Origin of the sequence: Fictibacillus macauensis ZFHKF-1, from assembly GCF_000269865.1 — a bacterium.
Taxonomy (GTDB): Bacteria; Bacillota; Bacilli; order Bacillales; family Fictibacillaceae; genus Fictibacillus_C; species Fictibacillus_C macauensis.
The window spans coordinates 83,479-106,374 of sequence record NZ_AKKV01000020.1 but is presented as its reverse complement, the minus strand read 5'-3'; the positions used below and the strand labels follow the sequence as shown (position 1 = coordinate 106,374).

Below are 22,896 nucleotides of genomic sequence, written 5' to 3'. Positions count from 1 at the left end.
CCTTACATCTCTTGAACTAGTAGCGGTTTTTTTGTATAAAAACCTTCCGCAAAGGTGACGCCAACTTCTTGTCCGAATATTTTCTCACGTGCACTAACACCCTCAATATAGCCATTAACGAGCGGTGTATCAAAACTATGCTCACCTTTTGTAAATTGACTACGATAACATTGGAGCGCCTCAATTTTCCGATCATAAACAGCGGAAACGTCCACGCAAAATGACGGCTTATGAAAGCCATTAATATAATAATAATAAATGTGGCCGACGCGGTGAGGTGCGTGCCCTTTAGGATCCAAAACGTTTTTAACACCTGCTGAAAAAGCAGCTTCTTCGACGAGTTTGGCGGCATTGCCATGGTCAGGATGCCGATCTTCCCAATAAGGAATAAAAAGACAATCTGGTTTCACTTCACGAATCAGCGAGACAATTTGCATAATCGCTTCTTGGTTCATATACAAGCCGCGATCAGGTAAGCCTATTGTAAATCGACGCTCTACACCAAGCACCTTGGCTGCTTGACGCGCTTCTTCTTTTCGTAAAGTGACGGTTCCGTTGGACGATAACTCAGCTTCAGTTAAATCACAAATGGTGACGTGTCCGCCTTTTGCCGTATGAAGCGCGATGCTACCAGCCATTCCTATTTCAACATCGTCTGCATGCGCTCCAATCGCAAGCCAGCTTTTATAATCATTCATGACGGTCTTCTCTTTCTTTAATAATTTTTCGCCAATCCAAATCGCCACGCTCTAGCGCACGAATAAAAAGTTCACCAGCTGCTACATTGGTAGCCACAGGTATTTGGTACACATCGCATAAGCGAATGAGCGCAGAAATATCCGGTTCATGAGGCTGCGGTGTTAGCGGATCACGAAAAAACAATACGAGATCCATCGCATTTTGAGCAATTAAAGAACCAATCTGTTGATCGCCACCTAGAGGACCCGATTGAAAACGAGTGACGTTTAAATTGGTCGCTGCCATCACCTTTTTTCCCGTTGTTCCTGTAGCAAACAGTTCATGTTTTTCTAAAATTCCTTCATACGCCATAGAGAAGTGCACCATTTCTTGCTTTTTATTATCATGAGCAATGAGGGCAATACGCATAGGCTACCACCTTCTATTCTATAATATTTTCTAACCCATAGACGAGATGATCAAGTTTCATCACAGTTTCAATACATAGCTTCACACCAGGCATAAAGGACGTACGATTCATCGAATCATGCTTAATGGATAGAAGTTGTCCTTCCCCGCCAAGCAATACTTCTTGATGCGCGACAAGACCTGGTAAACGCACACTATGAATGCGAATGCCTTCCATTTCTGCACCGCGCGCACCTGGTAAATCTTCACGTTCGTCTTGATGACCTTGTTTTTTCGGTGAGCGTACTTCGGTAATTAATTGAGCGGTTTTTAAAGCGGTCCCTGATGGTGCATCTAGTTTTTGATCATGATGCTTTTCGATAATTTCAACATCTGGTAAATATTTTGCCGCCATTTGTGCAAATTTCATCATTAAGACAGCACCCACTGCAAAGTTCGGAGCAATAATAGCGCCACATTCCTTGTCTGCTGCAAGCGCTGTAACGCGTGCTAAATCTTCCTTTGAAAATCCCGTAGTGCCAATGACTGGTCGTACACCATGGTTTAGTGCCTTTTCCAAATGTACCTTGCCAACATCAGGCTTCGTTAAATCAACGAGCACATCAGGCTTCGTTTCTAAAAAACAACGCTCTGCTTCGCCATAAACAGGAAGATCCATAGCGGGCATTCCTTCCATGTCACGTAATAGCTTTCCATCATGTTTATGATCAATAACGCCTACTAATTGAAAGTGTGGTGTGTTCGTTACCATCGAAACGGCTTCTCTTCCCATTTTACCCCGAGGTCCGGCAATAACGACAGAAATGGTTTTATTCATGTGTGCTCTCTCCTTCATCGATTCTTGTCCAACGATCGCGATCTCTCGTTGCGAATTTTTCCATAACCGTGTTAAATGACTGCTCTAAGTCAATGTTAAGGGAATTCGCAAAACAAATCGTTACAAACAATAAATCCCCAAGCTCTTCTTCAATTTTTTGCTCTTTTTCACTATTTTTCTTTGGCTTTTCGCCGTACGTGTGATTCACCTCACGCGCTAATTCACCAAGCTCTTCTGTTAAGCGAGCGGTCATCGCTAGTGGGCTAAAGTATCCTTCTTTAAACTGCCCTATGTATGCGTCTACTTCTTGTTGCATCATGTCCATTGTTTTTTTCATAGAAATCACCTCTATCTTCAATCCTATCGTTTATGTTAGCGAAGAATACGGGTTTTGACAAATTTCAAGAGCGATTGAACACAGCGCCATTTTCCTTTATAATGAAAACGGCAATTAGCGCAATTTCAGGAGGCATACACATGAATTTTCCCATCCGTTTGAAAAATGTTTTGTTTATTTTAGTAGGATCTGCCATTTTCTCATTTGGTATTGTTCATTTTAATATGGCCAATAATTTAGCAGAAGGTGGATTTACCGGAATTACACTCGTTCTTTATTTCTTATTTCATATCGACCCTTCCTATACAAACTTAGCGTTAAACATTCCGCTTTTCTTTATTGGATGGAAGTTACTCGGCAAAACTTCTTTTGTTTATACCTTGTTTGGGACAGTTGGCGTTTCCTTATTTTTATTTATTTTTCAACGCTACTCCTCGCTTCATATAATGTTGAAGCAAGATATGATTATTGCCGGTCTTTTTGCTGGTGTATTTATCGGCATTGGTTTAGGGATTATTTTTCGCTTCGGTGGTACAACGGGCGGTGTGGATATTATTGCACGGCTTGGATCGAAGTATTTCGGTTGGAGTATGGGGAAAACGATGTTTTTATTTGATGCCTGCGTCATTATTATTTCCTTCCTCGTTTACCTTGACTATAAAGAGGCGATGTATACGCTCGTTTGTGTGTTTGTCGGTGCTCGCGTGATTGACTTTATGCAAGAAGGCGCCTATGCAGGAAAAGCAGCGATGATTATATCTGAGAAAAATGCAGAAATCGCTGCACTCATTATGGAAGAAATGGATCGTGGAGCAACGCTTTTAAATGCGAAAGGAAGTTTTACAGGCATGCAAAAAGAAGTGCTCTATTGTGTTTTTGCACGCAATGAAATTGTTCGCTTAAAACAAGTCATTGAGCGCGTCGATCCACATGCGTTTGTTACCGTCAATGATGTACATGAAGTACTAGGAGAAGGCTTTACACTAGATAGTGATAAAAACCCTATTGGTATATAAAAAGAAGCGCCGTTGTTAACATAACAACGGCGCTTTTTCTTATGAATCTAACACGTTTTCTTAATCGTCACTTCCGCTTAATCCGATGTAGCTTAATACGAAACGAAGAAGCTCTAAAACAGCAACTAATGCGGCTGCAACATACGTTAGTGCGGCAGCATTTAATACTTTACGCGCACGTCCTTCTTCTTCTCCAGATCCAATTAACCCATTGCCCACCATTTGTTTCATGGCACGGCTACTTGCATTAAACTCAACAGGAAGTGTAACAAGTTGGAATAAAACAGCTGCGCCCATAAAAATAATTCCTACAAGTAAAAGCTTTGCAGAGGCTAGCAACATCCCTGCTAGGATGAGCAAATACGAAAAGTTAGAGCCAATATTCGCAACCGGTACGAGTGCGTGGCGAATACGTAACGGGCTATAGTTCTGCGCATCTTGAATCGCATGCCCGACTTCATGGGCTGCAACAGCAGATCCAGCGATGGAGTGACCATAATAGTTATCTTCTGATAAACGAACGACTTTATCACGAGGATCATAGTGGTCACTTAAATGGCCTTCTACAGGTTCAATCGCTACGTCATAGAGCCCGTTACGATCGAGTATTTCACGCGCTACTTCTGCACCGGTTTTGCCAGTAGAATTAGCAACCTCTGAATACTTGGAGTACGTGCGTTTGACACGCATTTGGGCCCAGATAGGGATAATCAATAGAACGGCGAAATAAATAAGAAATGTCATGTTGTGCATTCCTCCGATAATGTAATACCATTATTGTAATAATCGACGCAAATTCTGTCAATCCCGACGCTTTATCGTTTATCGGTCTCTTTCAATTTTGTTTTTTCTCCTCGGTATTTTCTCCAACCTACATAAAATAATGTAGCCGAAATAATGCCACCGATTGAGGTAATTAACCAGAATAGACTCGGTTCAGATGCTTCTTTTTCATCCGTAAAGACGCTTTCAAGTGTTGCCGTAGCCGTAGCTAACCGCTCTTGATCGGCTTTCGTTTGGAAACTATGACTACGCATTTTTTCAATAAAAGCGACCTGGTCATCAACGGCAGCAAACGTTTCCTCTGCTATATCAACCGAAAGCGCAGGACGAACAATATAATAGTTGCTTAAAAATTCATTCGTTGCTTCTTGCACCTCAGTAGAATGCCCTTGTTTCGCCGTTAACTGCATGCGTTTTAATGGATTGACCACTTTATATTCCATCTGTTTCCAGAGCGGTTGTTGATCGGAGACAATTGCATCAAGCAGGAGGCGTACGCCTGTTAATCGCTCCACTTTTTCTTCTTGAGTCCCTTCGATTTTACCAAGCGTTGCTAGCGTCGTTTCCATCGTTGAATCTACCAAGCGCTGCTGTGCACGTGCTAACTTTGCTTGCTCCTCAGATTTCCCAAATTGCGTTAACAAGTAGGAAAGGACCTCACTTGCTTCCTTGTATCGTTCTTCCTTTGCGAGCTCTAGCGCTTGATCGGAAAGCTGAGCCGCCTTTTCAAGCGTCGATCCCGTATTCTCAACCGCTTTGGCAGATAATGAGCCTCCAAATAGAAAGAGCACGCAACAAACGACAGCTAATAGAATTCGCTTCATACAAGTCCCTCCTATGCAGTATACATTCAATGTATGCACAAGAGGACAAGAGTAGACCTTTAAGCCGCCTTCTTCCTCGTTAAATATCCGACAAGCCATACAGAGAGTATGCTCAGCCAAAAGGTAGCATACGCAATTTCTTTCGTATACGCCCATAGCAGATCATAGCGAGGCATCATCCCAAATACATAATCAATGATTTCGTTATGAAGTAACACAACCGCCGCAATCATTAGATGATGCCGTTTGATTCGATAAAACGGTGTATATAACAATCCTTCAATCGCCATGCCTAAGTGAGAAAAAATAAGCATATAACCCGCCGCATTTAATCCTGTACCGACTAGTCCACCAGCAATATTCATGCCAACAGCCCAGATGCCGTACTTAAATAAGCTCACTGCAGCCAACGCTTCAAACAAAGGAAAGTTGCGATTCATAAGAAAGCCAATTAGTACGATAACGAAAAACAAGCTTGCTGTCGGGCTATCTGGAACAAACAGTATAAACTGAAGAGGCGTTTCGGCTAATTGATCTTTATACCAATAATATCCATAAGCAGTCCCTAACACATTAATCAGCAGAAGAAGAACGAGAAAACTTTTTTGTCGCAGTATGGTCTGAATATACATCATGTTAATCTACTACTACTCAAGGGTAGCAGTTTCACCTCTTTTTCACTCATATTATTGTATCCACTTTGTTAGTATAACAGCATGCGCATTGCCTAATGTAACTACGTGAAAAATTCTATCTTTCATATAAAAAAAGCCGACTATGAAAGCCAGCTTTTCCAAGTGTTATTTTTTTTGCTTTGAAATAAACGTTGCTAGTTTCTTCAAATCAGCATCGTTACCTTTAAACGCATTGGCAGGCATAGCACCTCGCCCTTTTCGCGCAATTTTCATTATTTCTTCTGGTTTTAAGCCCGTACCAATGAGCGATGGGCCTGATCCTCCCGATAGCTCTGATCCGTGACACCCTATGCAAGATTGGCCTTTAAAAATTTCATAGCCAGGATCTTTTTTATCAACTTTTGATGTAATGATTTTCCCTTGTTGAGCCGCTTTATTCCAATCATGCGTCACGACAGATTCCCACGTAAGATACGTAATGGAAATAAGCGCTAGAAGCATTAAGCCTGTGGCAACAGGACGACGAGATGGACGACGTTCTGGACTGCGATCTAGCCACGGCGCTAACAATAGAGCGCCAAAAGCAAGGCCTGGAATTACAATCGTTCCAATTAAAACATAATCCCCTGCTGCATATTTATATTTTAAAAGCTGATACAAAAATAAAAAATACCAGTCAGGAAGTGGAATGTAGCCAGCGTCCGTTGGATCGGCTTTTCTTTCTAACGGAGATTCATGAGATACCGTTAAAATAAGATAACCAATTAAGAAAACTGCGCCTACCATCCATTCTTTCAAAAGGAAGTTTGGCCAAAACGCTTCCGTTTTTCCCGGATATTCCGAATAATCTTTCGGAACGTTCGGCTTGCGCTCAGCTGGAACACGGGAGTCTCCAACAAACTTCATACCTTTGCCTCGATGCATCTTTCTCCCTCCCTTTTTCATTCATGTATTTTTACATAGTAGCTTGGTAAAAATAAGTGCATGCACCGCGGTTTACAGCGGTCCGGAAATCCCTTGCTTACGAATCATAATAAAGTGAGCTCCCATCAGTGCAAGCAAGGCAGCTGGTAGGAAGAAGACGTGAATGGCGAAGAAACGCGTTAACGTTTGAGCCCCAATAATCTCTCCACTTGATAAGAACGTTTTTGCAATCGGACCAATTACCGGGATGGTTTCAGCAATTTGAATCCCTACTTTAGTCGCAAACACGGCTTTCATATCCCAAGGCAATAAATAACCAGTAAAGCCAAGTCCCAGCATAACGCCAAAAATTAACACACCAACGACCCAGTTTAGCTCACGAGGCTTCTTGTAGGCACCTTGGAAGAAAACACGTAACGTATGTAAGAACATCATAACAATAACCAAACTAGCTCCCCAGTGGTGCATTCCCCTAACAATGACGCCAAATGCTACTTGGTTTTGTAAATAATAAACCGATTCCCAAGCGTTGACGATATCTGGTGCATAATACATCGCTAAAAACATACCTGATAAAATTTGAATAACGGTAATAAAGAAAGTTAATCCTCCAAAACAATACACAAAGGCTGAAAAATGATGCGCAGGGTTCACGTGCTCCGGCACTTCATGATCCGCTACATCTCGCCAGAGCGGCGTAATATCTAAACGCTCATCAACCCAATCATACACTTTTTGAAGCATTCATTACGCCCCCTTTCGTGGTTTCGCTTTTCCTAAATAAAGCTTTCCATCTTTCACTTTGCTTTCATATACGTCAAGAGGTGCTAAAGGTGGTGTGCCTTTAACGTTCGTACCATCTTTCGTATACCGTCCGCCATGGCATGGACAATAGAACTGGTTTGGGTGACCTGGATCTGTATTCCAGTCAATGGTACAGCCTAAATGCTTACAAACTGGTGATAAGGCGTTAATTTCGCCTTTGCCATTTTTGTACACCCATGCTGAAAGCGTCACTTCTGATTCATACCAGCCGTCTTTTTGTTTAATCTTGAAGTTAAATCGTTTCGGCTCATCGCCAATTTTCGCCACTTCTGTAACCGCTACCATATCTTGATTCGCCTCTTTTGCGAGAACGGGATCAATCGCGAAACGGACCATTGGCATTAACACCCCTGCAGCCATGAACCCGCCTACCCCTGTTAAGGTATAGTTCAAAAACTGGCGTCTAGAAATATCTTCCTTAGACATTTATTTCCCCCCCTTGCTGTAGATGACGTCCAAACCGGACTAACAAGTTTACACATATTACTAGGACACTAACATGATAGCCTAAGTTGTCTTTTACTGTCAATATGAACATGATTCTCCAATTTTTACAGAGGGGCTTTGCTCCATTCGTTCACAATGACTTGAAACAGTTGTTTCGCTTGCTCTTTTACAATTTCTTCTTGATATTCTGCGCTCATCGTTTCTATTGGAATGGCCGGCACCCATAACAGGGGATCTTCCAACAAGTGCTCATCCTTTTTCCATCGTACATCACTCGTCACATAAAATAAGTGGGTAAATCCCGCTTCCTTTACATGCTTTCGCCAGGCTTGTAACCGTAAATGAAGGCTTTCTTCTGATTCAAAAGGCCCATACACAAATTCTGGTACTAAAAACAGCCGTCCATGCAATTGCCGTTCCATTTCTTCGACTATTAAACGAGCATATTGACTCATCATCGCTGCTGTTTTCATATCTGTTCCAAAAGACATAGGAATAAGCGGAACAACAACTGTATCCACATATTCTTGTGATTGGTGATAAATAGCTACGTCTTGTGATTTCCACTTCATGTTGAATACTCCTTTTTTTGGGATGTATTCATCTTATCATAAAGCGGCGCTAGCGCGCGTAAAAAAGAAAAATTTAGAGAAGCTTCCCTAAGAAGAAACTGGATACCATAAAAGTTCGGTTTATGGCCCCCTATTCCCTTCTCTTTTTTAAATTTTTTATAACAAAAAAGCCTTATTCATCCAAAGACGAATAAGGCTTTTTCATTTTATAATTTTCGTAACTCTTCTGTAAGAAATTGAAAGGTTTCCTCATCTTTTTGATCTAAGGCTTGATCAATTCCTACAAGTATTTTCTGTTTCTTAAATTGCGTCACAGATTGATCTAAAATTAATTCAGCCCATAACCCGTATTTTCGATCGGTAACCATATTTTCAGGTAAATGCGGGTTCTCTTCTAAGACCGAAGCATACTCTGGTGTTAATCTGGCAGAATTAAAATTTAATTCAATAAAAATGTCCTCTTCTTGATTTAAACGGATATCATGAAATGATTTTTCTGCATCGGTCGTTAAAACATTTTGCTTATAGAAGCGAAATGGGACGCCATCGGTGCATTGTGCGGACATAATGATGGCTTTCGGGCAATATTCAGCCTTCTCTACAAAGTGAACCTTTTCCATGAGCGTGTCATCGCTAACTAAATAATTTAGCAACCAGACGCATTCCCGTTTTTTTAACTGATAATGATTTAAAAACCATTTAATGAAATCCTTTTTTTCCAGGACAGAAACGGTGCTGCTCATTGTGATCCCCCCATCATTCCTAACCAAAGGATATTACTGTAGTATATTCTTCTTGGTGAACTTAAATCCTTCTTTAAAAAAGATATTTCAGTAATACAATCCTCGTCTATTAAGACTGTAAACGATCAATCGTCTCTTCTAAATGATGCAACATTGGGTTAATGGAAAGCGCCTCTTTAAATAAAGCAAGCGCTTTTTCTGGTTCGCCTTCTTCTATTAAAAATTCGCCATACTCTTCTAAAAATACTTCACTCTCTTTAAACTCTGGATACGCTTGTTCATAATGCGTGCGAGCTTGTTCAAATTCTTCCCTTTCGTTATAGGCAAAGGCGAGATCCCATATCATTTCAGGCGTAGCATCGCCTTGTTCTACAATGTGGGTTAACAAGTCCACGATGTCGTCGAATCGCTCTTCTTTGCGCAGCATGGATGAGAAGTGAAGAACGGCTTCAGCATTTGAAGGGTTAATCGCAATGACTTCTCGAGCATAGCGCTCCCCTTCTTCACGATTGCCTTGTTGATACAACAAGCGTGCCGCCTTTCCCTTTAGCTCTTCATTAAAATCATCTTTTACTAAGCCCTCTTTTACAGTAGCTAGCGCCTCATCTAGCGCGCCTTCTTCTTCATACGCGTTAGCAAGTAACGGATAAAGCGTTGTATAATCAGGATCCAAACTTTTTAGTTCTGTAAAGGCAGAAATGGCAATTTTGTATTCTTTTGTTTTCATTGCCGTTAATCCATAACCGAAGTAACTGTGCAATTCCTTTTTCTTTTTCAAGCCTTTTTGATAGTACAGAAGGGCTTCTTCAAACTGTCCTCCTCGGCTTAACGCTTCTGCTAAGCGAAGGTGAAGCTCTCCTTCTGGTAGTTGATCAGCAATGCTCTCAGCTTCTTTTAAAAACACAGCGCTTTTAATAAAGTCCCCACGTTCAAGATAAAGTTCTCCTAATGCATAAGCTAATACCGGTTCATTTGGAGAAGCACTACGCGCCTTTAACAGCTTTTGCTCCGCTACTTCATGAAGACCTTGCATAAAGTACAAATCTGCTTGTAGCAATAAGGATTGTGTATAAGCGTCATCAAAACGAGAAATGCTTCCGAGAATTTCTAATGCCTCATCTTCTTGTTCTAACTCAATGAGTAATTCTGCAGCGAAGATGGAAAGCTCTCCTTCTTCCGGGTAAAGAGATCGTAAGCGCTGTACAACATTCATCGCTTCTTCTAGGTGACCAAGATTTTCATAAAGCTTTGCAATATCATACAGTGTTTGGTGATCGGCATCTTTTTTTAACGTTTGTATCAGTGCCATTCCTTCTTCAACATGACCCATTTCTATGAGCGATACAGCTTCTTGCAATTTTTCCACGTTTTCTTCTCCCTTGTTATACAATTCTTTGCTTTTATTATACATGAGAGAAAAGGGGCCACTCAATGAATATGTTTCTAACACTATCAACACACAAAAAAGCCCTGACTTTAGAAAGCGCTGTCAGGGAAAATAATATGGATAGGAGTGGAGAGAAACCATATTAGTTATATTATACCAACGATTCATTAAAATGCAATGGTATTTTTTCGAAAATTTCGAATTTATCGCAATCATTACACTATTTCATGAGACTTACCTAGATGAGTAGCTTATAAATAGAAACGGACTTGGGACATCATATTTCCCCTATTTTGTGGCGCATTTGCAAGCTTAGCGCTTGATTTGCTCTTTTTTTGATCTCTTGCACATGCTCTGAGAGAGATTTGTCTTGGTTGCGCGCGAGCTGAGGGCTTCTGCGCGCGAATCGAGTGCTCCTGCGCGCGAATCAAGTGCTCCTGCGCGCGAATCAAGTGCTCCTGCGCGCGAATCAAGTGCTCCTGCGCGCGAACTGAGTGCTTCTGCGCGCGAATCGGGTGCTCCTGCGCGCGAACTGAGTGCTTCTGCGCGCGAATCGGGTGCTCCTGCGCGCGAATCAAGTGCTCCTGCGCGCGAACTGAGTGCCCCTGCGCGCGAATCGAATGCCCCTACGTAACCTGAACGCAAGACAAATCTAAAAAAATAGCTTCAGCATCGGTTTTCGATGCTGAAGCCATTTTTATAAAGGTAGGGCTGTTTATGCCCCCTCCTCGTTTTCCCTTCTTATACAGTTGTACGTGAGGCGAGAAATGCCGCTATATGTGTTAAAATTGCTTCATTTTGTTCTGCACTACCAACAGTAATTCGCACCGCATTTGGGTAGCCTAGCGCCGTTCCTGCCCGCACAATATATCCGCGTTCTAATAAATAGTTAAACAGCTCGTCTGAATTTTGTTCTACATCAATAAAGACAAAATTCGCTTGTGAAGGAAAACAATACAAACCATGCGCTTCACAAAAGTCATAATATTGTTGAATACCATCTCTGTTTTTTGTAAAGCACGCTTTAATAAAGTCTTGATCCTGAAGCGCTGCTAATGCTGCTTTTTGCGCAATACGAGACGTATTAAACGGCTCACGCGCAGGCTCGATGCCTGAAATAATCTCCTCTGAAGCAATGCCATATCCGACGCGTAACGCAGCTAATCCATATGCCTTCGAGAACGTTCGTAAAATCACTAAGTTAGGATACTGCTGTAAGTATGGTACCGTTTCTGGGTAATCTTCGGCTTCAACATACTCATAGTACGCTTCGTCACTAACGACGAGCACGTGCTTTGGCACTCGCTTCATAAAAGCAGCAAAAGCAGACTCTGTTATGTGATTGCCTGTTGGATTATTTGGCGAGCATAACCAAACGATTTTCGTTTGCTCATTAATGGCTTGAAGCATGGCCTCTAAATCATGTTCACCGGCAACGAGTGGTACTTCAATAACCTCTGCGCCTTCAATGATGGCATTATGTTTGTATTGAGGAAATGTCGGCGTAGCCATGATTGTATTACTTCCTTCACCAAGGTAACTACGCGATAAAATTTGAACAATTTCATCTGAGCCATTTCCAAAAATAAGCTGATCTTTTGATACGTGAAGAAACTGTGATAGTGCTTCACGTAACTCAGCGCTATAGCCATCCGGATAAAGCGCTAACTGATTCACTTCAGATAAAATCGCATCTTTAACAGTTGCTGAGCAACCATATGGATTTTCGTTTGAAGCGAGTTTTACGATTTTTTCAAGACCAAACTCTCGCTTTACTTCCTCAATCGGCTTCCCTGGTTTGTAAGGAGTTAACTGCCGCAATTGTTTTTTCGCTTCCACTAATAATCCTTCCTTTCAAGTAACGGTAGAGTCTTTTTACGGAACAAGCTGGGCAATATACGTTGAAAATGCTCCAAGCGCTGTATCCCGTGTTTCTTCATTGACAAGATCCGGCCCGAGCTCTTCAATTTTCTTCACAATGGCACTACCAACGATAAATCCGTCACATTGAGATTCAAAAGCTTGCATTTGCGTCTTATGAGATAAGCCGAAACCAATTAAAACAGGTATGCTTGTTGCAGCCTTTGCTTTCTCAAGAAATGACATAACGTCGGTTGAAAAAGAAGAACGCGTTCCTGTAACACCAAGAGAAGAAATACAATACAAAAAGCCGTGAGCTTGAGCACCAATGTGCGCCAATCGTTCTGGCGAAGTTGTTGGTGCTACTAAGGAAATTAAACTAAGATCATGCTCCTCGCAGCCTTTTCGTAACGATTCACTTTCTTCAAAAGGTAAGTCAGGTACAAGTAGTCCATCGATCCCATTACGAAGCGCCTGTTCATAAAAAGTCTGTTCTCCCAATTGTAACAAAAGATTGTAATAAGTAAAGATAATGACTGGGATCGTAAGTCCCTTCTCTCTCATTGTACCAACAAGCGTCATCGCCTTTTCTAGCGTCATGCCTTGTTGTAAAGCTCGCAATGATGCGCGTTGAATGACAGGACCATCTGCTAATGGATCGGAATACGGAATGCCAAGTTCAAGAGCACTAGCACCATTCGCCTCTAGCGTTAAGGCGAGTTCAACGGTGCTATCTGGTGACGGATCTCCTGCTGTAATAAATGGGACAAATACATGCTTTTCTTTTTGTTGAAAATGGTTCATTCGTTCAGTCATTGCAAGTCCTCCTTCACTTGTTCAAACAACGTATGCACGTCTTTATCACCACGACCAGATAAGCAAATGACAATGTCTTGCTCGGTCGTCATACGTTTCGCTTCTTTCATTGCTTGAGCAACGGCATGTGCGCTTTCTAACGCGCATAAGATGCCTTCCTCTATGCATAGCAGATGGAGGGCTTCGAGCGCTTCTGCATCGGTCACACCTTCATACGTTACGCGTTTACTTTCATGTAAATAAGCATGCTCTGGCCCTACCCCAGGATAATCTAATCCGGCCGATATAGAATAGGGCTCTTGAATTTGTCCATCTTCTGATTGCAATAAGGCGGTAAGAGAGCCATGAATGACACCTGGTGTTCCTTGAGCCATCGTTGCGGCATGTAAGCCTGTCTCAATCCCTTTACCTGATGCTTCCACACCGATAAGTTCCACATCTTCTTGTAAGAAAGGAGCAAACATACCGATAGCATTACTGCCGCCTCCTACACAGGCAATGATTTTATCAGGTAGTGTTTTGTTCGTAATGCTCGTAAATTGTTCTTTCGTTTCTAAACCAATTACCGATTGGAAATATTTTACCATTTGTGGGTAAGGATGAGGACCTACCGCAGATCCAATCATGTAAAACGTATCTTTTACCGCTGCCACCCATTGACGAATTGCTTCGTTGGTGGCATCTTTTAAGGTTCGCGTACCACTTGTTACAGGAACCACTTCAGCACCGAGTAACTTCATACGAAAAACATTTAACGATTGACGACGAATATCTTCTTCGCCCATATACACCGTACATTGTAAACCGTAGCGTGCAGCAGCTGTTGCGGCGGCTACGCCGTGCTGACCTGCTCCTGTTTCTGCAATAATTTTTTCTTTACCCATTCGTTTCGCAAGGAGCGCTTGGCCTATTGCATTGTTAATTTTATGAGCGCCTGTATGATTTAAATCTTCACGCTTTAAGTAAATCTTCGCACCTCCAAGTGCTTCTGTTAACTTATGAGCATACGTCAATGGCGTCGGGCGCCCAGAATAGTGCATAAGCTCTTTGTTTACTTCATGTAAAAATGCCTCATCTTGAAGCGCATCTTGAAATCCTTTTTCTAAATCTTCTAGCGCAAACATAATTGTTTCCGGGACATATTTCCCACCAAATTTACCGTATCTTCCTCTATGATCAGGAAAGGTCGTTTTCATCATTTTCTATCATCCTCTCAAGCTGTTGGATTGCTTCTTTTTCTTTTTTGCCCTCACGTTCAATGCCGCTTGCGACATCGATGTGGCTTACGCCATAAGCACGTAGTTTTCCGACGTTTTGTGGTGTAATACCACCGGCAATAAAGCAAGGTACTTGTTGGTGCTTTGCTTCTTCTAAATAAGCTGGAATTGTATTCCAATCAAATGAAACACCCGTTCCTCCATAAGCGCCCTCTACGCGGGCATCAATGACAAAAGCATCGGCACACTGTCTAAACTGTTTCATCGTCGCAATGCCCTGTTCATCATGACGAATCGCTTTCCATATCTTTTTATTCACCCTTTTTTTGAGCAACAACACTTGCTCTGGTGATTCATCTCCATGACATTGAATAATATCAAGTGGTACAAAGGATAGGACGTGCGCTATATCATCTTCTGAAGCATTGACAAATACGCCAGCTAGCATCGTACCTTCATGTGGAACGTCTGCTACCCACTGAGCTACTTGTTGCGGTGAAACACGCCGTTTGCTTGGCGCAAATATAAACCCAGCAACCGTTGCTTGACTGTTTGCGACAAGCGCAAGATCTTCTTTGCTTTGACAGCCGCAATATTTTAAAACAACGTCAGACATATAATTGCGCAATCCCCTCTTCTGGTGTTGCTGCCCGCATTAACGTCTCACCAATTAAGACCGCATGAACACCATGCTCTCGTAAATAGCGTAAATCTTCAGGGGTAGCAATTCCGCTTTCACTTACCGTTAAGATGGAGGTTGGTATGTGCTGGATGATCTCACCTGTGTGGGCTACATCAGTATGAAATGAATGCAAATCACGATTGTTAATTCCGATTAACGTTGGCGTGAATTCTTTTAACACCTGCTCAACTTCTTGTACAGAATGGACTTCTACTAAACAATCAAGACCGTATGCATGGGCTTCGTTATATAATTCATGTAGTTTTTGTGGTTCAAGTGCTGCAGCAATTAAGAGAATCGCATCTGCACCAATATGCGCACTTTCAGCAATTTGGACCTCATCAATAATAAAGTCTTTACGCAGTACCGGTAAGGATACCATCTGTTTAACCGCAACAAGATCGGCTCTATGACCTTGGAAAAAGGATTCATCAGTGAGAACAGAAATTGCTGAAGCTCCTGCTTGTTCATAAGCAGCCGCTATTTCGGTTGGAACAAAGTGCTCTTTAATTAAGCCTTTAGACGGTGATGCTTTCTTTACTTCTGCTATGAGGGCAGGATGATGACTGCCTGCTGCAATCGCCTCATATAGTGAGACTTTTTTATTTTGTTTTCCGTGAAATGAAGCTCGATCAAGCTTCTTTACTTCTTCTTTTTTCACGTCAAGAATTTGCTGCAAAATCATAATATCCGCTCCCTTTTTCTTGCATTTGTGCTAAATGATGTGCTGCTTGTTGAGAGGATATAACCTCGCGCGCATACTGAATGCCTTCTGCAATCGTCTCTGTTACACCGGCTACATAAAAGGCGGCACCACTATTGTAACTAACGATGTCGATCGCCGAAGCCGGCGCTACATTGTGCAAAACATCGTATACAAGACCAGCACTTGCTTCTTTTGATGAGATTAAAATATCTTGTTTATGTCCGCGCGTTAAGCCAACTTCTTCAGGTGTTTTACTAAAGGTAGTAATGGTTCCATCCTGAACGTCAAAGAAGTGTGTACGAGCAAAGACAGAGCATTCATCGAGCCCATCTTCACCCGTCACAATAAGCGCTCGTTTCTTTCCAATCTGAGATAGTGTTTCTGCCATTTTTCTTGCTGCATCTAAATTGTAGGCCCCAATTAATTGGTGCGTTGGTAAGGTTGGGTTAATTAAGGGACCTAGCACGTTAAAAACGGTCCGAAACGGTAAAGAAGCTCGTGTGGCAGCCGCATGACGCAGCGCCGGATGATGATTTGGTGCGTAAAGAAACGCCAATGAATGCTGCGCTAACTGACGTTTAATGTCCGCCTCTGTAACGCTCGCCGAGATGCCAAGAGCATGTAACACATCTGAGCTTCCACTTGTTGATGTAACGGCACGATTTCCATGTTTCGTAACCTGTAAGCCTGTAGAGGCTAAAACAAAGGAAGAGGCCGTGGAAATATTAAAAGTCGATGCACCATCACCACCCGTACCGCACGTATCCAACAAGGGTACTGTAGGAATTGAGATAGGGTTCGTTTGGGCCATAATAGCCGAAACGAAACCGACCATTTCTTCCACTGTTTCACCACGCTTATGAAGCATCGTTAGCAACAATGCGAGCTCTTCCTTTGGTACGTTACCTGATAATACGAGCGTCATGAGTTCATACGCTTCTTGTTTTGTAAAAGGGTCTTTTTGACGTGCTTTTTGGAGAAATTCTTTTGTAATCATACACTTTCGCCTCCTAATCGAAATGGTTCGATGGAAGGGAAACAAGTTCACCTCCCAACCGGAGAGCGAACGAGGACTAAGATGATGCGAGGAATATAAAAAACCCATGCACAAATAAGCACGGGTTGGATGATTTTATGTAGGACTCACCCTCTGCTCAACTCTGCTCAACTTATCTCATTCAACTCAGCTCAAAAACTCTCTCAACTTTTCTCTCAACTCAACTATCACGATTTTTTCTCTTACTAAATCGTTACAATACAAGTTAAAGCAATCACATCATTTTGTCAACTAAAGACGTTTTTCTTTTTCATAAAGAAAAGGCAAAAACGAAGAAAGGCGATAGTGACTCGGCTTAAAAATTTGTTCGGTACTGCCAACAAAAAAGTAGCCTCCTTCGTGTAAAGACTCCGAAAAACGCTGGTAAAGCTGCTCTTTTGCTTGCTCCGTAAAATAGATCATAACATTTCGACAGACAATGATATCAAAAAAACGGGGAAAAGGATCGTAAAGTAAATTATGTTGTTGAAATGTCACGTTCTTCCGTAAAGCATCCGTGGGCACAATGCCTTCTCGTGTTTTTGCAAAATAGCGGTTGCGAAACGGTAGCGGTATATCATGTATCGCTTCTTCCGCATACACACCTCTACGCGCTTTTTCTAGAACAGCCGTATCAAGATCTGTAGCAAGAATGGTTGCTTGTAAGGAAAAATGATGAACAATGGCACTTAACGTATAGGCTTCTTCACCGGTGGAACAAGCCGCGCTCCAAATCGTAATGAGACGTTTTTTTTGCTGAAGCTTCGGAATCACTTCTTTCATAAAAACATCCCATCGCTCAGGATTGCGAAAAAACGACGACACATTGATCGTCATACGATCTAAACACTCTTCTAGAAGTTGCTTGTTACTCGGTAACGCTTGACATAGAGCGAAAAAATCCATGTTCTTTTTCTCGCAAAAGGATGCGAGCCTTCTTTTCATCTGCGCTTCTTTATACAGCGATAAATCAATTTTTGTTAAGCTTTTAATCGTTTTCATTAATGCTTCATACTCTTCATTCATGGCGCTCACCTTTTTTCGTTATACGCAGTATATCGGCTAGCACACCGCATTTCTTAAATACAAAAAAGACAGCTCCTTACCATAATGGAAGGAGCTGTCTTAATAGCGCTTTCAAAGCAATTATTTAGAAACAAGTTCTGCTTCTTCGCTGAAAAATAAACCGATTTCACGGAGAGCGCTTTCAGGAGAGTCTGAACCATGAATAATGTTATTGCTCATTTGTGTTGCATAATCACCGCGAATAGTTCCTGGTGCTGCGTCTGCTGGGTTTGTTTTCCCCATCATGTTACGTGCGACAGAAATTACATTTTCGCCTTCCCATACCATAGCAAATACAGGACCTGAAGTAATAAAGTCAACCAGCTCGCCAAAAAACGGGCGCTCTTTATGCTCACCATAATGATTTTCTGCTAAATCACGAGAAATTGTCATTAGTTTTGCCCCAACGAGCTGGAAGCCTTTCTTTTCAAAACGCGTTACGATTTCACCAATCAATTTGCGTTCTACACCGTCAGGTTTCACCATAAGAAATGTTTTTTCCATTTTCGTTCTCTCCTATCCTCTATGTACCTAATATAATGTGACCTCTATGTAGGTTAAGTGGTCCATAGAAAATAGTATCAAATAATGGTGAATTTAGCAATGTGTTTAAAATTTGCGTCTTCCGATGTACTTCGCAATTTTGATCATGCTATTTTTTGTTTGTCCTGCTGGAAATTGCTGAGCGATCGATAACGCACCTGCTAAATAGGCTTGCGACGCTTTTGAAGCACGCTTAATGCTGCCACTTTTTTTAATAATTGCTAAAATGCGTTGTAGCTCTTCTTCGCTTGGCGAAGCGTAATACGCCTTGATTTGTTCTTTTAACGTTGGAACCATTTCCATCGCATAAAACACAGGGAGCGTAATATTTCCTTGACGCAAATCACCGCCAGCTGGCTTACCAAGTTCTTTTTCTGTTCCGGTAAAATCTAAAATATCATCAATAATCTGATACGACATCCCCACATTATAGCCGAAGCGATACAGCTTTTGCTGAAGAGGGATTGCTGTGTTGGAAGAAATGGCACCAAGCTGACAGCTTACCGCAATTAACAGCGCGGTTTTTCGTTTGATTCTTCGTAAATATTGACGAATGTTTTGCTCTAAATCAAACTGCTCTTTAATTTGCTGAATTTCTCCTAAGCACATTTCTTTCATAGAATATGACAGAACTTGATGAGCAGCGATTTGATGAACATTGGTCATTAATTCAATGGCCTTAGCAAATAAAAAGTCTCCCGTATACATCGCTACTTTATTATCGTATTGTGCCTTCACTGTTTGTGAACCTCTTCGCAGCTCGGCATTGTCAATGACATCATCATGAACGAGTGATGCCATATGAATCGTTTCCAGCGCAGCTGCTACGCGACGTGCATTAGCGAAATCATAGTCTCCAAAACGTGCCGATAGCAAAACAAACACAGGACGAATCCGCTTGCCTCCTGCTTTTAGAAGCTGACTGCTCGCTTGCTCTAAAATAGGATGATCAGCACAGATGACCCGCTCTAGTTCTTGCTCAATTTGTTGCAAATCATTTTTTACATGAGAATAAAGTTCTGTCAATTTCATAGTTTCACCTAAATGCCTTGTAAGGAGTATTTGAAAATCGTAAATGTCGGAACATGATCAATCAGACCATGCTTATGCGCAAGTGTAAAATAGTGCTGTAATCCTTTAAGGTGCTCTTCTGTTAAATCGTAGTTAATGCCATGAAAATAATTGGACCAAAAAAACGGGTCTCCGCCATGACTTTTTACGACTTCTGCAATCATTTCACGGTAATGATCCTCTGCGGTACGACGTTTACTTGCTGTCATTTGTGTTAGTAACGATTGCAGTTGCGTCATTTCCCGTTGAATACAATCGTTCCGTACTGCCATGACCGCATACGTCATCGGCAAGTTGGTAAAGGAATACCAAAGCTCTCCTAAATCATACACATACAATGATTCCGCCGCTTTGTCCCAGCGGGCTTTAATCGCATCTTCACCAATTAATAAACACGCACTATGATGTTCCATCATCGTAGCAAAATCTGGTGTTACGGTTTCATAATGAGGTTGAACACGATAGTATTCTTGAAGAATAATTTTTAATAAAGCCACTGAAGTAGCAGAGCTTGAAGTAAGCGCAATCGACGCTCCATCAAGTTCGGTTATTTCTTTTTTTGAAAACAGTAGAATGGAGCCTACCTTTCCGAATGTCGACACAGACAATTGAGGAAATAAGCTATAACGTTCACTATTTTCTCCGAATGAAAAGGAGGAGATGCCTCCTAAATCCACTTCTCCTCGTTCCATTTTTCGATTTAATTCAGCCGGAATTTGTGGAAAAAAACGAACACCCGTTTTTTCCATTTCCTCCTTATTAATATGAAAAAACAATGGAAGAATATTTGTGTATTGAATTTCGCCTACAGTTAGCGCCATCACTCTTCCCACCTTTCATACGTTTTACAATAAGAGGTCACCTAATGAAAACACGAACATGACCACACTTAAAATACCATTCATCGTAAAGAAGGCCACATTTAATTTCGATAGATCATTTGCTGATACGAGCGAATGCTCATAAATCATAATCGCTCCCGAAATCAAAACGCCTACAAAGTAAATCCACCCAAATGAAGCAAGTACGCCGAGCGCAATAAAGCCAAGGAAACTTACCACATGAAATCCTCGCGCAATCATGAGCGCTTTGCCTACGCCAAAATAGGACGGAATTGAATATAACCCTTTGCCACGATCATAGTCAGCATCTTGGGTTGCATAAATCACATCAAACCCTGCTGTCCAAAATAAGACCGCTACATACAAAAGAAACGCTTCCCATGACAACGTGCCTGTCGCACCAACCCAGCCACCGAGTGGCGCAAGTGCAATAGTAATCCCTAACACCACGTGACATAAGTACGTAAAGCGTTTTGTATACGAATAAATCACTAAAAAGAAAACAGCAATCGGTAATAAATACATCGATAGCGGATTTAGTTTCCAAGCACTGAATAATAAAAGCGCAAAAGAACCAACAATAAATAAAATGGCTTCACTGCTACTAATTAATTTCGCTGGAATCGCTCTCGTGGCTGTCCGCGGGTTTTCTTTATCAATTCTAGCATCAATGACGCGATTTAGCGTCATCGCTGCACTTCTTGCACCGACCATTGCCAACGTAATCCACACCCATTCCATGATCGTTGGAAACGAGTGCTCCTCTACAACATTCCCCAGAATTGCCCCTAAAAAGGCAAAAGGTAGGGCGAACAACGTATGTTCGAACTTTATCATTTCAAGAATGATCCCTAATTTCTTAAACACGCTCGCTCTCTCTTTCTTTGCTTCTATTTTTGTTTATAGCCTATATGCAGGGCGGCCGCCCCAAACGAATAGGGCTTGACCATTACATTGTGTAAGCCCGCTTCTTCAAATAAGCGTTTTAACTGTTCACGATTTAAGAATTCTCCAGCCGATTCTTGTAACCATGAATATTCAGAATAACTTTTTGCCAGTACTTTCCCGAGCATTGGCATGATATAAGAAAAATACACGTTAAAAAAGGGTTTCACCACAGTGGAAGGCTGTGACGTTTCTAAACAAACGACCATTCCTCCTGGCTTCACCACACGTTGCATTTCTCTCACAACTTGCAAGTAATCCGGTACATTACGCAAGCCAAAACCAATCGTTACATAATCAAACGTATCATCAGGAAATGGGAGTTCCATCGCATTTCCATGACGCAATTCTACTTGTTTTAAGTGCTGTACTTTCTTTTCACCGACAGCTAACATGTTTTTGCTAAAATCGAGCCCTGTCACATGACCTGTTTCGCCAACAGCTTCTGCCAGTGCAATCGTCCAATCTGCTGTGCCGCAGCACACATCAAGAGCACGACTGCCTTTTGCTACATTCATTCGCTTCATCGTATCGTTGCGCCAAATGGTATGTTGCTTGAAGCTAATGACATTATTCATAAAATCATATTGATCTGAAATCTTCTCAAAAACGGAATGGACGCGCTGTTCTTTTCTTTGTTCCATTGCTTATCCTTCCTCCCGAAGTAAATGGTGGGATGCTTCTGACAGTGCCCTCATTCTCGTTTCGGTAACAGCCTTATGAGCTTGCGGCTGGGAAAGATCCGCCACAAGCGACTGTAGTCTTAACGCTTCATTCTTTAATGAATCAAAAAAGGGTGAAAAAGGAGAATCAGGGCATTGTGAAACAGCCGTTATCAATAAATAATCTTCAATAAAAGGTATGTATTCCTTTTTTCCTACATAAAGGGCCACTTGGCGTAAGAGCGCTGATTCTATATTCTTTACAATTGCCGCTTGATTGCTCGCTTCTTCTGAGGCATAAAAAAGCGACATTTTTTGTTCATTTACGTCTTGAATACCGATGGAAAGTGAGCGGATCAGAGGGATATCTTCACAGTGGGAAAGCATGTAATAATATAGAGAGCTATAATAATCACCTGCTAGAACTGTTAGCTGTCTTTCCTTTATTTGATGACTTGTTATGTGCAGGATTGTTTCGTGCGTATCCAATGCCTGCTGAACAAGCATGATCGCTGCATAATTCTCTTGAAGTTTTTCATCTGACAAGTCCGCTTCTTTTAACAAGCAATACGCCAATATGCCTTTATCTTGGTTAAGAATTGGATTGGTTACGTACTCTTTTAAAAAAGAATGCTTCATCGTTTGTTTTACATATTCATTCAATTGATCGACTTTCTCGCTGATCCTCATGTTCATGCCCCCACATCCTACCTATGCCGACTAGCTTGTTCTCTTTGTATTATATCATACAGCGCCTGGAACCATGCTTAGCCATAAAGAAAACTTGGCTGAAGCCAAGCTTAACCTTCCGTGTCTACTTCTCCATGTCGCGTATAAATAACAGCTTTTCCGCGAACCTTTACAGCGGATGTATGCTCTGTAAATTGCGCGAGCATCACTTCGCCTTTATCTAGCTTTTCTGAATGATGAAAACGTGTTTCGTTTCCTCGCGTTAGTCCGATGACATTTACGCCATTCTCTTTTGCTTTAATGACAAAAAACTCATTGCTCTCATTTTCTTTCATACAGCTCTC

The 22,896-nt window shown here is 41.7% G+C and carries 29 protein-coding genes; 1 reads left to right on the top strand and 28 read right to left on the bottom strand.

Annotated elements, in window-relative coordinates; translation table 11 throughout:
- Positions 1-2: 2 nt before the first annotated feature.
- The 4 genes from bshB1 to A374_RS03515 are packed head-to-tail and all read right to left on the bottom strand — an operon-like array spanning position 3 to position 2,261.
- On the bottom strand, positions 3-698 hold the full coding sequence (gene bshB1, locus A374_RS03530; protein ID WP_007200808.1) for a bacillithiol biosynthesis deacetylase BshB1: 696 nt from the start codon (positions 696-698) through the stop codon (positions 3-5).
- Positions 691-1,107 carry a methylglyoxal synthase gene (locus tag A374_RS03525; protein ID WP_007200807.1) on the bottom strand — a complete coding sequence of 139 codons (417 nt, stop codon included), beginning with the start codon at positions 1,105-1,107 and terminating at the stop codon, positions 691-693. The genes bshB1 and A374_RS03525 overlap by 8 nt, the downstream gene beginning before the upstream one ends.
- 13 nt (positions 1,108-1,120) lie before the next feature.
- Positions 1,121-1,924: a 4-hydroxy-tetrahydrodipicolinate reductase gene (gene dapB, locus A374_RS03520; protein ID WP_007200806.1), complete on the bottom strand. Its 804-nt coding sequence runs from the start codon at positions 1,922-1,924 to the stop codon at positions 1,121-1,123.
- On the bottom strand, positions 1,917-2,261 hold the full coding sequence (locus A374_RS03515; RefSeq protein ID WP_007200805.1) for a nucleotide pyrophosphohydrolase: 345 nt from the start codon (positions 2,259-2,261) through the stop codon (positions 1,917-1,919). Before A374_RS03515 ends, dapB begins: the two co-directional genes overlap by 8 nt.
- Before the next feature lie 140 nt (positions 2,262-2,401).
- Here A374_RS03515 and A374_RS03510 point away from each other — a divergent pair, with 140 nt between their 5' ends.
- Positions 2,402-3,277, top strand: coding sequence for a YitT family protein (locus tag A374_RS03510; protein ID WP_007200804.1), 876 nt, complete (start codon positions 2,402-2,404; stop codon positions 3,275-3,277).
- Between the two features lie 60 nt (positions 3,278-3,337).
- Here A374_RS03510 and A374_RS03505 read toward each other — a convergent pair whose 3' ends face one another.
- From A374_RS03505 to mtrB, 24 genes are all read right to left on the bottom strand, one after another.
- Positions 3,338-4,021: a zinc metallopeptidase gene (locus A374_RS03505; RefSeq protein WP_007200803.1), complete on the bottom strand. Its 684-nt coding sequence runs from the start codon at positions 4,019-4,021 to the stop codon at positions 3,338-3,340.
- Between the two features lie 71 nt (positions 4,022-4,092).
- Positions 4,093-4,884: a sporulation protein YpjB gene (locus A374_RS03500; protein WP_007200802.1), complete on the bottom strand. Its 792-nt coding sequence runs from the start codon at positions 4,882-4,884 to the stop codon at positions 4,093-4,095.
- 59 nt (positions 4,885-4,943) lie between these two features.
- Positions 4,944-5,519 (bottom strand): lipoprotein heptaprenylglyceryl N-acetyltransferase LhaT, encoded by a 576-nt coding sequence (lhaT, locus tag A374_RS03495; RefSeq protein ID WP_007200801.1) that lies wholly within the window; start codon positions 5,517-5,519, stop codon positions 4,944-4,946.
- Between the two features lie 165 nt (positions 5,520-5,684).
- A complete protein-coding gene (locus tag A374_RS03490; RefSeq protein WP_007200800.1) occupies positions 5,685-6,443 on the bottom strand; it encodes a menaquinol-cytochrome c reductase cytochrome b/c subunit in 759 nt (252 codons plus the stop codon).
- A gap of 72 nt (positions 6,444-6,515) precedes the next feature.
- Entirely contained in the window at positions 6,516-7,187 is a 672-nt protein-coding gene (qcrB, locus tag A374_RS03485; protein WP_007200799.1) for a menaquinol-cytochrome c reductase cytochrome b subunit, read from the bottom strand.
- Positions 7,188-7,190: 3 nt separating this feature from the next.
- Entirely contained in the window at positions 7,191-7,694 is a 504-nt protein-coding gene (locus tag A374_RS03480; protein WP_040340293.1) for a Rieske (2Fe-2S) protein, read from the bottom strand.
- A 125-nt stretch (positions 7,695-7,819) separates the two neighbouring features.
- Positions 7,820-8,287 (bottom strand): YpiF family protein, encoded by a 468-nt coding sequence (locus A374_RS03475; RefSeq protein ID WP_007200797.1) that lies wholly within the window; start codon positions 8,285-8,287, stop codon positions 7,820-7,822.
- A gap of 206 nt (positions 8,288-8,493) precedes the next feature.
- Complete coding sequence (locus A374_RS03470) at positions 8,494-9,030, bottom strand: ReoY family proteolytic degradation factor (RefSeq protein ID WP_007200796.1); 537 nt, start codon at positions 9,028-9,030, stop codon at positions 8,494-8,496.
- A 109-nt stretch (positions 9,031-9,139) separates the two neighbouring features.
- Positions 9,140-10,441: a tetratricopeptide repeat protein gene (locus A374_RS03465; protein WP_486599174.1), complete on the bottom strand. Its 1,302-nt coding sequence runs from the start codon at positions 10,439-10,441 to the stop codon at positions 9,140-9,142.
- Positions 10,442-10,729: 288 nt separating this feature from the next.
- Entirely contained in the window at positions 10,730-11,062 is a 333-nt protein-coding gene (locus A374_RS20955) for a hypothetical protein (RefSeq protein WP_193760831.1), read from the bottom strand.
- 96 nt (positions 11,063-11,158) lie between these two features.
- Complete coding sequence (gene hisC, locus A374_RS03455; RefSeq protein ID WP_007200793.1) at positions 11,159-12,256, bottom strand: histidinol-phosphate transaminase; 1,098 nt, start codon at positions 12,254-12,256, stop codon at positions 11,159-11,161.
- Between the two features lie 36 nt (positions 12,257-12,292).
- Positions 12,293-13,093: a tryptophan synthase subunit alpha gene (gene trpA / locus A374_RS03450; protein ID WP_007200792.1), complete on the bottom strand. Its 801-nt coding sequence runs from the start codon at positions 13,091-13,093 to the stop codon at positions 12,293-12,295.
- Complete coding sequence (gene trpB / locus A374_RS03445; protein WP_007200791.1) at positions 13,090-14,289, bottom strand: tryptophan synthase subunit beta; 1,200 nt, start codon at positions 14,287-14,289, stop codon at positions 13,090-13,092. The genes trpA and trpB overlap by 4 nt, the downstream gene beginning before the upstream one ends.
- Positions 14,270-14,926, bottom strand: coding sequence for a phosphoribosylanthranilate isomerase (locus tag A374_RS03440; protein ID WP_007200790.1), 657 nt, complete (start codon positions 14,924-14,926; stop codon positions 14,270-14,272). Before A374_RS03440 ends, trpB begins: the two co-directional genes overlap by 20 nt.
- Positions 14,919-15,674, bottom strand: coding sequence for an indole-3-glycerol phosphate synthase TrpC (gene trpC / locus A374_RS03435; protein ID WP_040340304.1), 756 nt, complete (start codon positions 15,672-15,674; stop codon positions 14,919-14,921). The genes A374_RS03440 and trpC overlap by 8 nt, the downstream gene beginning before the upstream one ends.
- Entirely contained in the window at positions 15,655-16,695 is a 1,041-nt protein-coding gene (gene trpD / locus A374_RS03430; RefSeq protein WP_007200788.1) for an anthranilate phosphoribosyltransferase, read from the bottom strand. Before trpD ends, trpC begins: the two co-directional genes overlap by 20 nt.
- Before the next feature lie 291 nt (positions 16,696-16,986).
- Entirely contained in the window at positions 16,987-17,760 is a 774-nt protein-coding gene (locus A374_RS03425; RefSeq protein ID WP_007200787.1) for a CheR family methyltransferase, read from the bottom strand.
- A 120-nt stretch (positions 17,761-17,880) separates the two neighbouring features.
- On the bottom strand, positions 17,881-18,303 hold the full coding sequence (gene ndk / locus A374_RS03420) for a nucleoside-diphosphate kinase (RefSeq protein WP_007200786.1): 423 nt from the start codon (positions 18,301-18,303) through the stop codon (positions 17,881-17,883).
- Positions 18,304-18,408: 105 nt separating this feature from the next.
- Positions 18,409-19,374 carry a heptaprenyl diphosphate synthase component II gene (gene hepT, locus A374_RS03415; RefSeq protein ID WP_040340292.1) on the bottom strand — a complete coding sequence of 322 codons (966 nt, stop codon included), beginning with the start codon at positions 19,372-19,374 and terminating at the stop codon, positions 18,409-18,411.
- 8 nt (positions 19,375-19,382) lie between these two features.
- Positions 19,383-20,234 carry a menaquinone biosynthesis protein gene (locus A374_RS03410; protein ID WP_007200784.1) on the bottom strand — a complete coding sequence of 284 codons (852 nt, stop codon included), beginning with the start codon at positions 20,232-20,234 and terminating at the stop codon, positions 19,383-19,385.
- A gap of 24 nt (positions 20,235-20,258) precedes the next feature.
- Positions 20,259-21,122, bottom strand: coding sequence for a UbiA-like polyprenyltransferase (locus tag A374_RS03405; protein WP_007200783.1), 864 nt, complete (start codon positions 21,120-21,122; stop codon positions 20,259-20,261).
- Positions 21,123-21,145: 23 nt separating this feature from the next.
- On the bottom strand, positions 21,146-21,844 hold the full coding sequence (locus A374_RS03400; protein WP_007200782.1) for a demethylmenaquinone methyltransferase: 699 nt from the start codon (positions 21,842-21,844) through the stop codon (positions 21,146-21,148).
- A gap of 3 nt (positions 21,845-21,847) precedes the next feature.
- Positions 21,848-22,558, bottom strand: coding sequence for a heptaprenyl diphosphate synthase component 1 (locus A374_RS03395; protein WP_083841931.1), 711 nt, complete (start codon positions 22,556-22,558; stop codon positions 21,848-21,850).
- Between the two features lie 104 nt (positions 22,559-22,662).
- Positions 22,663-22,887, bottom strand: coding sequence for a trp RNA-binding attenuation protein MtrB (gene mtrB, locus A374_RS03390; protein ID WP_007200780.1), 225 nt, complete (start codon positions 22,885-22,887; stop codon positions 22,663-22,665).
- Between the last annotated feature and the right edge of the window lie 9 nt (positions 22,888-22,896).

What these genes read in the sequence shown, in the direction of transcription:
- bshB1 (WP_007200808.1), bottom strand. Translation starts at nt 698, where the DNA reads ATGAATGATTATAAAAGCTGGCTTGCGATTGGAGCGCATGCAGACGAT.
- A374_RS03525 (WP_007200807.1), bottom strand. Translation starts at nt 1,107, where the DNA reads ATGCGTATTGCCCTCATTGCTCATGATAATAAAAAGCAAGAAATGGTG.
- dapB (WP_007200806.1), bottom strand. Translation starts at nt 1,924, where the DNA reads ATGAATAAAACCATTTCTGTCGTTATTGCCGGACCTCGGGGTAAAATG.
- A374_RS03515 (WP_007200805.1), bottom strand. Translation starts at nt 2,261, where the DNA reads ATGAAAAAAACAATGGACATGATGCAACAAGAAGTAGACGCATACATA.
- A374_RS03510 (WP_007200804.1), top strand. Translation starts at nt 2,402, where the DNA reads ATGAATTTTCCCATCCGTTTGAAAAATGTTTTGTTTATTTTAGTAGGA.
- A374_RS03505 (WP_007200803.1), bottom strand. Translation starts at nt 4,021, where the DNA reads ATGACATTTCTTATTTATTTCGCCGTTCTATTGATTATCCCTATCTGG.
- A374_RS03500 (WP_007200802.1), bottom strand. Translation starts at nt 4,884, where the DNA reads ATGAAGCGAATTCTATTAGCTGTCGTTTGTTGCGTGCTCTTTCTATTT.
- lhaT (WP_007200801.1), bottom strand. Translation starts at nt 5,519, where the DNA reads ATGATGTATATTCAGACCATACTGCGACAAAAAAGTTTTCTCGTTCTT.
- A374_RS03490 (WP_007200800.1), bottom strand. Translation starts at nt 6,443, where the DNA reads ATGCATCGAGGCAAAGGTATGAAGTTTGTTGGAGACTCCCGTGTTCCA.
- qcrB (WP_007200799.1), bottom strand. Translation starts at nt 7,187, where the DNA reads ATGCTTCAAAAAGTGTATGATTGGGTTGATGAGCGTTTAGATATTACG.
- A374_RS03480 (WP_040340293.1), bottom strand. Translation starts at nt 7,694, where the DNA reads ATGTCTAAGGAAGATATTTCTAGACGCCAGTTTTTGAACTATACCTTA.
- A374_RS03475 (WP_007200797.1), bottom strand. Translation starts at nt 8,287, where the DNA reads ATGAAGTGGAAATCACAAGACGTAGCTATTTATCACCAATCACAAGAA.
- A374_RS03470 (WP_007200796.1), bottom strand. Translation starts at nt 9,030, where the DNA reads ATGAGCAGCACCGTTTCTGTCCTGGAAAAAAAGGATTTCATTAAATGG.
- A374_RS03465 (WP_486599174.1), bottom strand. Translation starts at nt 10,441, where the DNA reads ATGTATAATAAAAGCAAAGAATTGTATAACAAGGGAGAAGAAAACGTG.
- trpA (WP_007200792.1), bottom strand. Translation starts at nt 13,093, where the DNA reads ATGACTGAACGAATGAACCATTTTCAACAAAAAGAAAAGCATGTATTT.
- trpB (WP_007200791.1), bottom strand. Translation starts at nt 14,289, where the DNA reads ATGAAAACGACCTTTCCTGATCATAGAGGAAGATACGGTAAATTTGGT.
- A374_RS03440 (WP_007200790.1), bottom strand. Translation starts at nt 14,926, where the DNA reads ATGTCTGACGTTGTTTTAAAATATTGCGGCTGTCAAAGCAAAGAAGAT.
- trpD (WP_007200788.1), bottom strand. Translation starts at nt 16,695, where the DNA reads ATGATTACAAAAGAATTTCTCCAAAAAGCACGTCAAAAAGACCCTTTT.
- A374_RS03425 (WP_007200787.1), bottom strand. Translation starts at nt 17,760, where the DNA reads ATGAATGAAGAGTATGAAGCATTAATGAAAACGATTAAAAGCTTAACA.
- ndk (WP_007200786.1), bottom strand. Translation starts at nt 18,303, where the DNA reads ATGGAAAAAACATTTCTTATGGTGAAACCTGACGGTGTAGAACGCAAA.
- hepT (WP_040340292.1), bottom strand. Translation starts at nt 19,374, where the DNA reads ATGAAATTGACAGAACTTTATTCTCATGTAAAAAATGATTTGCAACAA.
- A374_RS03410 (WP_007200784.1), bottom strand. Translation starts at nt 20,234, where the DNA reads ATGGCGCTAACTGTAGGCGAAATTCAATACACAAATATTCTTCCATTG.
- A374_RS03400 (WP_007200782.1), bottom strand. Translation starts at nt 21,844, where the DNA reads ATGGAACAAAGAAAAGAACAGCGCGTCCATTCCGTTTTTGAGAAGATT.
- A374_RS03395 (WP_083841931.1), bottom strand. Translation starts at nt 22,558, where the DNA reads ATGAACATGAGGATCAGCGAGAAAGTCGATCAATTGAATGAATATGTA.
- mtrB (WP_007200780.1), bottom strand. Translation starts at nt 22,887, where the DNA reads ATGAAAGAAAATGAGAGCAATGAGTTTTTTGTCATTAAAGCAAAAGAG.